General features: G+C 62.0%; 13 protein-coding genes. 5 read left to right on the plus strand and 8 right to left on the minus strand.

What is annotated here, in order from left to right:
- Window positions 1-474: a DUF1990 family protein gene (locus J7I86_RS18495; protein WP_214822205.1), complete on the plus strand. Its 474-nt coding sequence runs from the start codon at window positions 1-3 to the stop codon at window positions 472-474.
- A gap of 86 nt (window positions 475-560) precedes the next feature.
- Here the strand turns inward: J7I86_RS18495 and J7I86_RS18500 are convergent, their stop codons facing one another.
- The 3 genes from J7I86_RS18500 to J7I86_RS18510 all read right to left on the minus strand — a co-directional run bounded on the left by J7I86_RS18500 (window position 561) and on the right by J7I86_RS18510 (window position 3167).
- Window positions 561-1100, minus strand: coding sequence for a hypothetical protein (locus J7I86_RS18500; protein ID WP_214822207.1), 540 nt, complete (start codon window positions 1098-1100; stop codon window positions 561-563).
- Window positions 1081-2217, minus strand: coding sequence for a hypothetical protein (locus J7I86_RS18505; protein ID WP_214822209.1), 1137 nt, complete (start codon window positions 2215-2217; stop codon window positions 1081-1083). Before J7I86_RS18505 ends, J7I86_RS18500 begins: the two co-directional genes overlap by 20 nt.
- 101 nt (window positions 2218-2318) lie before the next feature.
- On the minus strand, window positions 2319-3167 hold the full coding sequence (locus tag J7I86_RS18510; RefSeq protein WP_214822210.1) for an isocitrate lyase/phosphoenolpyruvate mutase family protein: 849 nt from the start codon (window positions 3165-3167) through the stop codon (window positions 2319-2321).
- Window positions 3168-3277: 110 nt separating this feature from the next.
- Here J7I86_RS18510 and J7I86_RS18515 point away from each other — a divergent pair, with 110 nt between their 5' ends.
- The 3 genes from J7I86_RS18515 (at window position 3278) to J7I86_RS18525 (ending at window position 5495) form a co-directional block, all read left to right on the plus strand.
- Window positions 3278-4585 (plus strand): PLP-dependent aminotransferase family protein, encoded by a 1308-nt coding sequence (locus tag J7I86_RS18515; protein ID WP_214822213.1) that lies wholly within the window; start codon window positions 3278-3280, stop codon window positions 4583-4585.
- Complete coding sequence (locus J7I86_RS18520; RefSeq protein WP_214822215.1) at window positions 4582-5010, plus strand: universal stress protein; 429 nt, start codon at window positions 4582-4584, stop codon at window positions 5008-5010. The genes J7I86_RS18515 and J7I86_RS18520 overlap by 4 nt, the downstream gene beginning before the upstream one ends.
- Window positions 5011-5183: 173 nt before the next feature.
- Window positions 5184-5495 carry a hypothetical protein gene (locus tag J7I86_RS18525; RefSeq protein WP_214822232.1) on the plus strand — a complete coding sequence of 104 codons (312 nt, stop codon included), beginning with the start codon at window positions 5184-5186 and terminating at the stop codon, window positions 5493-5495.
- Here the strand turns inward: J7I86_RS18525 and J7I86_RS18530 are convergent.
- Entirely contained in the window at window positions 5476-6906 is a 1431-nt protein-coding gene (locus tag J7I86_RS18530) for an APC family permease (RefSeq protein ID WP_214822216.1), read from the minus strand. The genes J7I86_RS18525 and J7I86_RS18530 overlap by 20 nt on opposite strands.
- A gap of 214 nt (window positions 6907-7120) precedes the next feature.
- On the opposite strand from J7I86_RS18530, the gene J7I86_RS18535 reads away from it, so the two are divergent.
- A complete protein-coding gene (locus J7I86_RS18535) occupies window positions 7121-8218 on the plus strand; it encodes an amidohydrolase (RefSeq protein ID WP_214822217.1) in 1098 nt (365 codons plus the stop codon).
- Window positions 8219-8262: 44 nt separating this feature from the next.
- Here the strand turns inward: J7I86_RS18535 and J7I86_RS18540 are convergent, their stop codons facing one another.
- The 4 genes from J7I86_RS18540 to pdhA form a co-directional block, all read right to left on the minus strand.
- The gene (locus J7I86_RS18540) at window positions 8263-8859 is read right to left on the minus strand and encodes a phosphatase PAP2 family protein (RefSeq protein WP_214822234.1); all 597 of its coding nucleotides are present in this window, start codon (window positions 8857-8859) and stop codon (window positions 8263-8265) included.
- Between the two features lie 166 nt (window positions 8860-9025).
- Window positions 9026-10603 carry a dihydrolipoamide acetyltransferase family protein gene (locus J7I86_RS18545; RefSeq protein ID WP_214822218.1) on the minus strand — a complete coding sequence of 526 codons (1578 nt, stop codon included), beginning with the start codon at window positions 10601-10603 and terminating at the stop codon, window positions 9026-9028.
- Between the two features lie 107 nt (window positions 10604-10710).
- Window positions 10711-11691: an alpha-ketoacid dehydrogenase subunit beta gene (locus J7I86_RS18550; protein ID WP_214822219.1), complete on the minus strand. Its 981-nt coding sequence runs from the start codon at window positions 11689-11691 to the stop codon at window positions 10711-10713.
- On the minus strand, window positions 11691-12881 hold the full coding sequence (gene pdhA / locus J7I86_RS18555; RefSeq protein ID WP_214822236.1) for a pyruvate dehydrogenase (acetyl-transferring) E1 component subunit alpha: 1191 nt from the start codon (window positions 12879-12881) through the stop codon (window positions 11691-11693). Before pdhA ends, J7I86_RS18550 begins: the two co-directional genes overlap by 1 nt.
- Window positions 12882-12969 lie beyond the last annotated feature (88 nt).

Consider the following 12969-nt stretch of genomic DNA (forward strand, 5'->3'; position numbering starts at 1 on the left):
ATGACGAGTCCCGATCTTCACGCATGGCCAAGGCTGGTTAGCGGATACCGCCGCTCCGAGGTTTCTGCCGTGGTGGGACACGGGGCTGCCTGCTGGGAACGGGCCACCCAAGAAGTGCTCCGCTGGGGCGTGAAGACGGCCAGCGGATTTTCCGTCGACACCCCGGGAGCTGTGTCTGCCGGTGATCGAGTGGTGGTCACCGCGCATTTTCTCGGTGTCCGCGTCCTGGAACCGGTTGAAGTGGTGACTGTGGTTCAGGAGGAGGACAGGGTGGGCTTCGCGTACCGAACCCTGGCAGGGCACCCTGTTTCCGGCGAGGAAGCGTTCATTGTGCACCGCGTTGGGGACGAGACACGCCTCACCATCCGCTCACTGACCGGACCAGCGTCGGAGCAGCCTTGGAAAGCGCTGTACCCGATCCTCCTGCTCCTGCAGCGCGTGGTGCGCCGGAGGTATCTCCGGTCGCTGCGTTGATTCAGAGCGCTGCGCTGATTCAGAGCGCTGCCGGGCAACGGAAGAGCAGGCTGGAAACGGCTTAGCGGGTTGGCGGACTTTGTCAGCTATGCAGTTGCGATCGCCAGCACTCTTCGGAGCGCCCACGCCACTCGCAACAAGGCCAGCACGGAGGCGAAGGTCAGTACAAAGACCAGAGCCTCCGGGATCCACAGGCCCGTATCGGCGTCTCCTTCCAAGACCACAGTGACCAAGGCGGTGACCACCAGTGAACCCAGCCCCGGGATGGCAAAAAGGAACACTTCACCAATTTGGCGCCTATGGGTAGCGGACAGTTTCTCCAGGGGAAGTGCCTGCTGTCCCGGCGAAGCTTTCTTGCCCAGCACGTTGATCAGCATGGACACGCTGGTGAGGGTCAGACCAGCCGTAGCGCCGGCCAGGGTGGCGAGTGTCTGGAACAGAGTTCGCCGCGCACCGGGGTCCACGCTCTCCAACATCAGTGGTTGCCCCGCAAGCAGCGCGATTCCCAGCCAGATCAACACGGCAAGCGCAGCCCAAGCGAAATCCGCAGTGGGATGTAACAGAAACCAACGCCACAGAGTCCTGCGGCGGCCGGTCCGCTGTACGTCAACCTCGTACAAGCTCATGATCTGCACCGCCTTGCTTCTCCTCGGCTGATTGATCTGCACTTACAGCCGCTTGGTCCGGTTTTTCAGCTGTCCTAGTCGCTTTTTCACCCGGCTGGCCGGTCTTTTCAGCTTCATTGCCGGCCTTTTCCGAGTTCTCCACGGCGGCCGCGAGGGCTGCCCGGACAGTAGCCATTCCCCCGGCGACGATGTCCGGCACCAGTCCTGAATCGGCCTGCCCCTTGATGTCCGGGAGGGTTCTGGCGAAAAAGGCCTCGTTGTCCCTGGCTTGCTTGTTGAGGATGCTCATGGCTTCCGCAGTGGACTTTTGAGGATCGTTGAAAACGTCCGGGTCCACGTCGATGTGCGAGATGAACCGCTCCTTGAGAAGGTCCACCACCTCACGGTCCCCCGTCAGGGAGTCCTTGCCCTCAGCCACCACGTAGTCGAAATGCTCCACGGATCCGGCCCTGCGGAAGAGATCGATGAGTTGTTGGATTCGGTCCCGAATCCGTTGTTTGTCCTCAGCTTTGCCGGATCTGCCGACGCTCAAGGAAATCCGGAAAGTACCTTCATTCATGAGGCGTGAAGCGCTGTCCAGGACGTCAGCCCATTCACCCTCCATGAGCTTCCCGGACAGACGTTCAGCAGGAAGCGCGAACTCGAATCGGCTCACCTCCAGGCGGGTCAGGATTTCCTCGATATCCTCGCGGACAACCGGCACCAAGCTTGGCTCGAGCCCCAGCATGCCCTCGAGGTACTCGCCCAACCTGGACGCGCGTGGGCCGTTTCCGCTGGTCAGCACTGCGATGACGTTGCGCTTCAGGAAGGCAAAGTAGGTGGTCTCCAGCAGATGATCCCCCGGAGCCAGAGGCAAGGGCTTGCGCCGGCCAAGGGCATCGCCGACACTCGGGAGATTGGTGTCCCGTACCCGGTCCAACAGCAGCACGGGATGAGGTGATGACGCGACTGCCTGAGCGAGCAACACCGTGCCGTCACCAGTGGTGAAGTGCCTGTCCGTCCCGGCGTCCCGGGCCTTCTTCAGCACCTCGGCCACACGGCGCGCCGGAAACGGGCGGCCGAGCTCTTCACCGTTCAGTTGCTCGATCCGCCAGAACTGCACACTGCGCCGTGCCATGGATTCTCCCCTCGTCTTCCGTGACCCACGCTATGGGCGAGGTCTGACATTAAAGTGGAGTGCCGCCGTCGTGCGTCAACTACTGCACGGGCAGCGCCAGGTTACTGGCTGTATTTGGGCCCTTGAGCGAATAGCGAGTCCATCTCGTCGTGGCTTCGGGTGCCGGCCAGCCCGGCCCAGTTGCCGTCGCCCAGGATTTCCTTGGCTACCCGAGCCACCTTGGCGTACGCCGCTTTGGCCGTATTGCCACCGATGCTGACGCGCCGCACGCCGGCGTCGTGCAGTTCCAGGGGCGATGGCGCCCCCACTCCGGCCAATGCGTTGAGCGGGGCGGGTATCCGGTTAGACAGCTCGTGCAAGACATGCAAGTCCACGACGCCGGGCACAAAAATTCCGTCCGCCCCTGCAGTCAGATAGGCCTCGCCACGCCGCACGGTCTCGTCATAGGCGGTGTCCGGAAACTGACCGGACAGGTAGGTGTCAGTGCGGGCATTGATGAACAGGGGTATCCCTCGGTCATCGGCAGCGGCGCGAATCAAGGCAATCCGCCGCGACTGTTCCACAACGTCGGCAAGCGGCTCCGTTACGGAGTCCTCGATGTTGATTCCCACAGCGCCCTCGTCCAGGACGGCGTGGATAGTGGCGCGCAGTTCGTCGTCAGTTCGCCCATAGCCGGTCTCGATGTCCGCCGTAACCGGCAGCCGGGTTGCTGCTGCAATGCGGCCAAGCGCGGCCATTGCCAACCCCCATGGCACGTGGTCGCCATCCCGAAACCCCAGGCTCCAGGAGACAGCCGAGCTTGAGGTGGCAATCGCCGTCGCACCTGCTTCCTCCACAACCCGGGCGGAAGCTGCGTCCCATACGTTCACCAGAACCAAGGGGGCGGGCCCGGCGTCGTGAAGCTTATGGAAGTGTTCGGCCTTGGTCACGGGTCCCCGGTGCGCTGTCATAGCTACATTCCAGCCCTTCCCGATCCCTGCGTAAAGCGCAGTCCGGGAAAATGCACTAATTTGAAAACAACTGTTGCCTCTTTAGCAACATCGAGGAGTATCCTGTCACTGTGACCCACGAAACATTGGATGCCGGCGCAACGCTGCCCGCTGAAGCCATCGACGCCATTGAGCGGGCCGCCACGGCCGCTCACCCGCATGAGGAACTGTTCTCCGCGCGGGCCGCCAACATCAAACAATCTGCTGTCCGGGACGTCTTCGACATCTCCATGCAACCAGGCCTTGTCTCCCTTGCCGGCGGCAACCCCTACTTGCAGTCGCTGCCGCTGGAAAAGCTGGGGCAAACCGCCGCCCGCATCATCGCAGAGGAAGGCATGACCGCCCTGCAATACGGCGGCGGCCAAGGCACCGAAGAACTCCGCGAGCAAATATGCAGCATCATGGCGGCTGAAGGGATCACTGATGCCCTCCCCGAAAACGTGGTTATCACCGCGGGATCGCAGTCCGCACAGGATGTCGCCACCAAGGTCTTCTGCAACCCCGGCGATGTGGTGCTGGTAGAGAACCCCACCTACGTGGGCGCCCTGAACACGTTCGAGGCGTACCAGGTTCAGGTTGAAACGATCGAAATGGACGACGACGGCCTGGTACCGGAGCGGCTCGAGGCCAGGATCGCGTCGCTCCAGTCCGAGGGCAAGAATATCAAGTTCCTCTACACGATCCCCAACTTCAACAACCCGTCCGGCATCACCTTGGCCGAGGAACGCAGGCAGCGAATCGTCGACATATGCCGTGCCGCGAATATTATTGTCCTCGAGGACAACCCCTACGGACTACTCCGATTCGACGGCCAACCTATCGCCCCCATGCGGGCCGCAAACCCGGATGATGTCATCTACCTGGGCTCGTTCTCAAAGATCTTCGCTCCCGGACTCCGCATCGGCTGGGCCCTGGTTCCAACTCATTTGCAGCGTCGCTTCTACTTGGCCTCCGAGGCTGTGACCCTTTGCCCGCCGCCGCTGAATCAAATGCTCGTCTCGGCATACCTCCGCGAATACGACTGGCAAGGGCAGATCGACACCTACCGGACCCTCTATGCAGAACGCTGCCAGGCACTCCTGTCCGCGCTGGACGAGTACATGCCCGCCGGACTCACCTGGACGCGCCCGGATGGTGGTTTCTTCGTGTGGGTCACACTGCCTGAAGGCGTGGACACTTACCCCCTGCTCGGAAAGGCAATCGACGCGGGGGTGGTCTTCATCCCCGGCGCAGCCTTCTCACCGGCCGACGGACCTTCCAACAAGCTCCGCCTCGCATTCAGCGCCGTGCCGCCGGATACGATAGCCGAAGGCGTCCGCCGTTTGGCCCCTGTCCTGGCGGAAGCCATTGAAGCTACCAATGAAGGAGCAGCACAATGACCGGAGTTGTGATAGTCGGAGTAGACGGCAGCGAGACGGCGATGAGGGCGGCAGAATCTGCCAAGCGCCTGGCCATAGCCCTCGGTGCGAGGCTGCACGTCGTTAGTGCTTTCGACAGTAACCGAACAGAGGTTGTGGAGATCGGTACGGATAAGTGGATTGTCTCTGACGCCGCCGAAGCCGAAGCCGTTGCCCGCACCGTATCCGAGCGCCTCACAGGCGAGGGTTTGGAAGTCAGCTACGCACCGGCATACGGCAAGCCCGGTGAAGCCTTGGTCAAGGAAGCCGAACTCCTGGACGCGCAGTTGATCGTGGTAGGAAACCGACGGATGCAGGGCTTGGGACGTGTTTTGGGCAGCGTTGCCAACACAGTGGCCCACACGGCGCCCTGCGACGTCTATATCGCCAAGACCGACCAACCGTAGAGCGAGCTGAATCACGCCGCCGGGTGGGGAGTCTCACCCGGCATTTGGCGTCTTTTGGGCAGGATCCCCGAAGTCATCGTTATAAAATTGAGATGCCCCCAATGGCGCGTGCCACCTCCACTTACTGACTTCAGGGGATCATTTTCTTGCTTACTTTGCAGCCGCGCCAGCGCGTGGGACACGACATCCTGCTTGCCCGCCACGGCAACCACATCAGCACCATGCGCTACGACCGGAGCAATGATCGCATCATTGCCATGCTCGACGACGGCTCTTGGGACAGCGCCCCCAACATGATCTCCCCCAGCCTTGAGATGCCCGAAACATTCGGCAGCATCTTCCGCAAGGACTGGCGCTTCCTGTCCGTGGCGTGCGTCGCCATGGTTACGGTAGCCGCCGTCGCCATGGGCATCAGTGTTGAGATGGCAAACCACATGTCGACGACGGAACTTCAGGCGCTGCTGGTCAGTTACCCGGCGTTCTAGCGTCTTTGCGTTCCCCGGGCTTAGCCCCTACGGGGACGGCACCCTCCTCGGTGACCATTCCGTCGTCGAAATTCAGAGCCACCTGCCCTCCCGCTTTTTTACGGCGCAGCAGGAAAATGACGGCCCCGACAACAAGCCATGCGGTTCCCAGCAGGTAGGTGAACCAGGCCAGCGAAGTCCATAGCCAGGCGATGAAGGCAAAGCCCATCAGTGGCATCACCATATTTCGCATGGCCCCCGCTGTTCCCCGCTTCCGCAGGTCGAAGAAGACCACCTTGATGGTTGCCAGGTTTACCACGGCAAAAGCGACCAGAGCCCCGAAGTTGATCATGTACACCGCCTGCTCCAGGGTGATGACAAGGGCGATCAAGGACACCGCAGAGACCAGCATCGCGGCGAAGTATGGAGTGCGGAAACGTGGGTGCAACTTTGACAGGGCACCGGGCAGGATTCCGTCCCTACCCATCGCATAGATGACACGGCTGACGCTCATCTGGGCAGCAGTGCCGCACAGAACCAACCCGCCAAGGTTCACGATCACGAATACCACCATGAGCACATCGCCTCCGGCGCGCTGCATGAGTTCGGTTCCCGCGGCATCAAGGTTCACGATTGATCTCCACTCGGGTGCGATGAGACTCCCGGCCACGGAAAACAGGGTGTAACCCAGGCCGGCAAAGAGCGTGGACAGGATGATGCCCCGCGGCACATCGCGCTGGGGATTGCGCGCCTCCTCGGACAGGGTGGAAACGCCATCGAATCCCAGGAAGGCAAAGGCCACAATTGCCGCCGCCGCCATCACGGGTGCCACCCCACCCTCCCCCAACGTCAGGGGCCGGACAAGATTGTCCAAGGACAGATCCGGGGCATTGACCACGGCCAGGACCAGGAATACCAGAATCACCAGGACCGAGGCCGCCACCACTACGATGTTCATCTTCTTGATCCAGGCGACGCCAATCACGCTGAAGAGTCCCACCACCAAGAGGCAGAGCAGTACGGCGAGCTGCGGCGGTATGACGGGCACCAGGCTATTGAGATACAGGCCGAAGAGCAGGAAGTTCACCATCGGCAGGAACAAGTAGTCCAGCATCATGGCCCAACCCACCATAAAACCCACCGGGCTGCCGAACGCCCGCGAAGCGTAGGCGTAAGCGCCGCCGGTTACAGGGACGTGCTTCGCCATCTGGCCGTAGCTGTGGGCAGTGAACAGCATCGCCACCAGGGCAGCGAGGTAAGCAGCCGGCAAATGCCCGTCGCTGATCTCGGTTCCCGCCCCATAGACCGCCACCACGGACAGGATGCCCATGGAGGTCAGGCCAAAAGCGATGAGTGACGGTAAGCCCAGGACTCGTTTGAGCGTGGGGGCCGACTGAGGGCCGTCCAGAGCGCTTCTTCCAGTGATGGTCATGGGTTCTCCTCGATGCGATACGTGTCACATTAATGAATGTTGTTCATTAGAGTAAGTGGCAGAGGAGCTCGTGTACAGCTTTTGGTATCCCAAATCTTGGATGCGGGGAAGAATTGCAGGGGCTCTAACCTGTCTAGGCACGGATGCTGGGTGACGGCTTCCGATGCATTCCAATGTTTGGTATACCTAAAGCGGCCGTAGCGAAAGGACTCTTATGACTGCACACCCATCCCCTGCCCCCGGCAAGGGCGCACTGCCCCGCAGCGGGGGGACGCTGGCGACGCAGGGGTTCGTCGACGCGCACATCCACCCGGACAAGACCACCTGGGGGTCCGGCTGGCTCTCCCGCGAACCAGCGCAATCGCTGGCAGACCTCATAGGGAACGATCTCCAAGCACAGCTCGCGTTCCAGGACAGCGTCGAGGACCGGGCCTATGCCTTGATGAGACATGCAGTCCTTAGCGGAACCATGGCGATGCGGGCCCACGTGGACGTGGCACCCCAAATCGGTCTCAGGAACATCCACGGTGTCCGTGCAGCCGCTGAGCGTTTGGCTCCGTTCCTGGACGTCCAAGTGGTCGCCTTCCCGCAGTTTGGCCTACTGAGCAACCCCGGCACGCTCGACCTCATGGAGGCTTCCCTGGCCGAGGGGGCAGACCTCTTGGGTGGCATAGACCCGCAGTCGGTGGACGGCGACCTGCACGGACATCTGGATGCCGTCTACGCGCTGGCGAACAAACATGGCAGGGACCTGGACATCCATCTGCACGATGTGGGGGAGGACGGGCTGGCGCAGCTCCGTGTCATCGCGAAACGAACCGTGGCGGAAGGCATGGAAGGCAGAGTCACCATCGGGCACGGATTTGCTCTCTGCGAGGCCTCGCAACCTGAACTGGGCTCCACCTTGGACGCCATGGCCGAGGCCGGAATATGGGTGGCTACCTGCGCCCTCGGGGCCGACCCAGTACCGGATCTGGACCTTCTGGAAAGGCATGGAGTCAAGGTTGTCCTCGGCTCAGACGGAGTCCGTGATGCCTGGTCGCCGTTCGGCACCGGCAGCATGATGGATCGCGCACATCTGCTGGGGTACCGAACAGGAGCATCCACAGATGCCGAGTTGGAGCGCTGCTTCCGGCTGGCCACCTCAGCAGGTGCAGAGCTGCTTGGATCAGCTGAGATGGAGGGCTTCTCCGGGGCAGCATCCCCTGATCGGGTCGAGTTCGCTGCGGACTCCATCCCGGAGCTGGTAGTTGATAGGCCCGCTCCGCTGAGGGTGGTGCGAGGCGGTGAAGCTGTGACCCTGCACGATTGAGGGCACCGCAAGCCTAAGGGCACGGCAAGCCTGAGGCACCGCGGCTAGAGCATCCACTCCCGCAACAGCCACCATAGGCCTGCGATCACAATGCCTCCGAACAACGAACCTGCGATCACCTGGGCGAGGGTGTGGGCCCGCAAAACCAGCCGCGACCAGCCAACAGCCGGGACGAGGAGCAAGAGAGGAAGCCAAGCCGGCCCGAACATGAGGACGGCTATCACCACTGCAGCCGCCAGAGCCGAGGCATGCCCACTCATTTTCCAGAACGCACTGACAACGGCCAGAACCCCGATGCCTCCTATGAGCGCGATAATCATCACCGTGACACCTACAGGCCCACTGAGCAAGTGCAGTACCAGCAAACCAACCAGCACTGAACCCAGCGTCATCAGGAGCAGCGCCGGCCGCTGACGGCGGTCGCTGACGTGGTGGTCCGTAATCCTGCCCAGCTTCACCATCACCAGGACATACGCCAAGGGCAGGACGCAGACGAACATCGCCGCGAGCAGCCCGAACCATATGGTCTCTGGGAACCCGGGTTCCGTGGCAGGGCTGATGAGCAGAAGCACCAACACAACAACCGGAGGCTGAAACACTTCCGTCAGCACGCGGGCAAACTTGCGCCAAGGCCCTGTCACCAATTGAGGGGGCACGTGGGCGGCTTCCTGTGTTGCTGCTGCCGTTCCTGTTGCTGCCGCGGATCCAGTTGCTGCCGGCGCTCCCGTTGCTGCCGCGGATCCCGTTGTTGTCCCAGTGCCCGTTGTTGTCCCAGCGCCTCTGCCGGCGTCGGGCCGGGCTCGCTCGTCAGTCAAGCAGGAGCGCCGGTTCTTCGAGGATTGAGGCAACGTCTGCCATGAAGCGCGCGGACAAATCCCCGTCCACTACGCGGTGGTCGAAGGAACCGCCGAGCGTGGTGATCCAGCGCGGGATAACCTCGCCGTCCAGGACCCAAGGCTTCTGCTTGATGGTTCCGAACGCGATGATGGCTACTTCGCCGGGGTTGATAATGGGCGTTCCCGTGTCAATCCCGAGCGCGCCGATGTTGGTGATCGTCAGGCTTCCACCCTGCATTTCAGCCGGCTGCGTCTTTCCTGCCCGGGCCTTGGTTGCCAGCTCGTTGAGGGCCAGCGCCAATTCCTTGAGGGAGAGATCCTGGGCGTCCTTGATGTTGGGGACCATGAGGCCGCGCGGAGTTGCAGCGGCGATGCCCAGGTTCATGTAGTGCTTCACCTGGATCTCCGCGCCACCCTTTCCGTCGGCGTTTTCCACCCAGGTTGCATTAACGCTGGGGTTGCGCGCCGCAGCCCAAATCACTGCTTTGGCAAGGATGAGCAGCGGCGATACCTTGATGCCTTCGAAGTCGCGGGAGACCTTCAGCCGCTTGACGAACTCCATGGTCCGGCTGGCATCCACATCCACGAAAATACTGACGTGTGGAGCGGAGAAAGCTGAATCCACCATGGCCTTGGCGGTGGCTTTGCGCACACCCTTGACCGGCATCCGCTCCACGCGCTGATCCTGCGGCTTCTTGGACGCCCCCCAGAAGCTGTCCGCTTGATCATGCTCAGCATCCCGTTGGGCCTGGTAGCTCACCAGATCCTCGCGGGTCACTTCACCTCGCTGGCCCGTAGCCACCACATCGGCCAGGTCGATTCCCAGGTCACGAGCGAATTTGCGCACGGGAGGCTTCGCCAGGACCTTGTTGACCAAGCCACTAATGGTTCCGCTGATAGCCGCACCGCGGGAGGCCGCAGACTGCGGCGCTTCGGGTGTGGCGGGTTGCCCTTGGACGGCCGAAGCTTGGGTACCGGGGGCTTGGGGTGCCGGAGTGACCACGGCGGGCGCCGCCGTCGTGCGGTGCGCTTCCGGAGTTTCGGCTGCTTTGGCTTCCAGTATTGCTTGGTGGTCCTGGACGGTGCCTTCGGCATTCTCGGCGATTGTGGCCGCCTCAAGCACCGACCCGGCCGGGCGTTTGCGCGCGCGGCGCTTGACGGCGTCGGCCTTGGGTCCGGAACCGACCAGCGGTCCGCCGGACGGGCGGTTGTCGTCGCCGTCGTCGGCAGGCAGCTTGCCGTAAAGGGGCATCTCCACGGCGGGCGTCTCCGGAGCAGCCGGCGTCACCGGCGCAGCAACCCCGTCCTGTCCTTCCGAAACAGCGATGATCGCCGTGCCGACCTCAACCGTTATGCCTTCCTCAACCAACAGCTCAGTGACAGTGCCCGCAAAAGGCGAGGGGAGTTCAACGAGGGACTTGGCGGTCTCGATCTCACACAGGACATCGTTGATGGCGACGACGTCCCCGGGCTTGACCTTCCAAGCCACTACCTCGGCCTCCGTCAGGCCTTCGCCAACGTCCGGCAGATTGAATTTCTTTACAGTCACAGTGGTCCTCGATTTCCGGTTACCCGGCAGCGAAGCCGGGCTGGATCAGGGCGGTTAGTAGGACGGCGGTGAACAGGCGGTCCTTATGGGAACGGCAGTTCTTAGATCTAGTAGGACAAGGAACGGTCGAGTGCCTCAAGGATCTTGTCGATGTCCGGCAAGTAATCCTCTTCAACCTTGGCGACGGGGTACGGCATGTGGAATCCGCCAACTCGAATGACTGGTGCCTCCAGGTGCAGGAATGCACGTTCGCTGATGCGGGCAGCGATCTCGCCGCCGATGCCGCCAAAGGTGGGGGCCTCATGAGCAACGATCAACCGGCCTGTCTTCTTGACCGACGCTTCCACGGTGTCGAAGTCCAAAGGTGAGATGGAACGGAGATCGATGACTTCAATGCTCCGTCCGTCCTCAGTGGCAGCGTTGGCAGCCGCCAGTGCCACCGGAACCAGCGGACCATAAGCCACGATCGTTGCATCCGTGCCTTCACGGACAACGTGTGCTTTGAAGGGATCCTCGGACAGACCGGCGTTCTCTACATCCACCTCACCCTTGAGCCAGTAACGACGCTTGGGTTCGAAGAAGATGACAGGGTCCTGGCACTCAATGGCCTTTTGGATCATCCAGTAGGCGTCATGGGCGTTGGAAGGCGAAATGATGCGCAGGCCCGCAGTGTGGGCGAACAGCGCTTCCGGGGATTCGGAGTGATGCTCGATGGAGCCGATGCCACCGCCGTACGGAATGCGGATGACCACGGGAACGGTCAATTTGCCAAGGCTGCGGGCATGGATCTTGGCCAGCTGGGTGGTGATCTGGTTGAAGGCCGGGTAAACAAAGCCGTCGAACTGGATCTCGCACACCGGAGAGTATCCACGCAGCGCCAGGCCAATGGCGGTACCTACGATGCCGGACTCAGCCAAGGGCGTGTCTACGACGCGTTCGTCGCCGAACTCCTTGATCAAGCCATCGGTGACACGGTAAACACCGCCCAGATGTCCAATATCCTCGCCCATCAGCAAGGACTTGGGGTTGTTCGTCAGCGATGCCCGGAGACCCTCATTGATGGCCTTCGCAATGGTCATTGTTGCCATCAGTTAGCTGCCTCCTGGTCACTTTCGAAGCCGGCCGAGTATTCCTCAAACCAAGCAAGTTCTTCCGCAATCAGCGGGTGTTGTTCGGCGTACACATTGGCGAAGGCGTCGCGGATATCCGGAACCTCGAGGCCATGTGTTGTGCTGCGGACGTACTTGGCGAGCTCATCGCCGTCGGCCTTCACTTGGTCGAAGAACGCTTCATCCGCCAACCCTTCGGCACGCAGGTACTTCTCCAGGCGATCCAGCGGATCCTTCTCCCGCCAGGCAGCTTCTTCAGCGGATTCCCGGTACTTGGTGGGGTCGTCGGCAGTGGTGTGTGCACCCACCCGGTAGGTGTAAGCCTCAATGAGAACCGGGCCCCGGCCTTCGCGGGCGTGCTCAAGTGCCCACTCGGTAACGGCGTGAACGGCGATGACATCGTTGCCGTCCACCCGGATTCCCGGGAAACCGTAGCCCTTGGCACGGTTGGCCAACGGAACCTTGGTCTGAACCTCAGTTGGCACCGAAATGGCCCAGTGGTTGTTCTGGCAGAAGAAAACAACGGGCGCGTCGTACGACGCCGCGAAGACCATTGACTCGTGGACGTCACCTTCGGAGCTGGCGCCGTCGCCGAAGTAAGCGATAACCGCGGCCTTGGGGTCTGTGGAATCCGGGGCGGCAAGCTTCTGGTCCCTTTGGATACCCATGGCATAGCCGACAGCGTGGAGTGTCTGGGCTGCGAGGACCAAGGTATACAGATGGAAGTTGTTCTCCCGCGGATCCCAGCCACCGTTGGAGACACCGCGGAACTGCTTGAGCAGCTCGGCAAGGTCCACGTTGCGGACCAAGGCGACGCCGTGCTCGCGGTAGGTGGGGAAAATGTAGTCCTGGGACTGGCTTGCGTGACCCGAGCCGATCTGTGCGGCCTCTTGGCCGGTCAGCGGCACCCACAAGGCAAGTTCGCCTTGGCGCTGCAGCGCGGTGGCTTCCTGGTCAAAGCGCCGGATCCTCGCCATGTCCGTGTAGAAAACGCGGAGCTTCTCGGGATCAATGCGCTTGGCGTAGTCCGAGAAGACGGGGTCGGAGCCCAACGTCCCGTCAGGCCCGAGCAACTGCACCATGTCCACAGGTTCGCCTGGCGCGGCTGCTGCCGCGGTGGTTGCCGCGAGAGTTTCTTCCGTCCCGGGGGGCAGTTGTGTCGAGCCCATTCCGTCTCCTTGCTTGCCGTGGCGGGGGCGCCGGGCAATGTCTGTCGCTGGGATATATGCCCGTTCCGGAATGCATTCCGGAACGGGC

The sequence above is a fragment of the Arthrobacter sp. ISL-95 genome (genome assembly GCF_018613695.1).
Classification (GTDB): domain Bacteria; phylum Actinomycetota; class Actinomycetes; order Actinomycetales; family Micrococcaceae; genus Arthrobacter.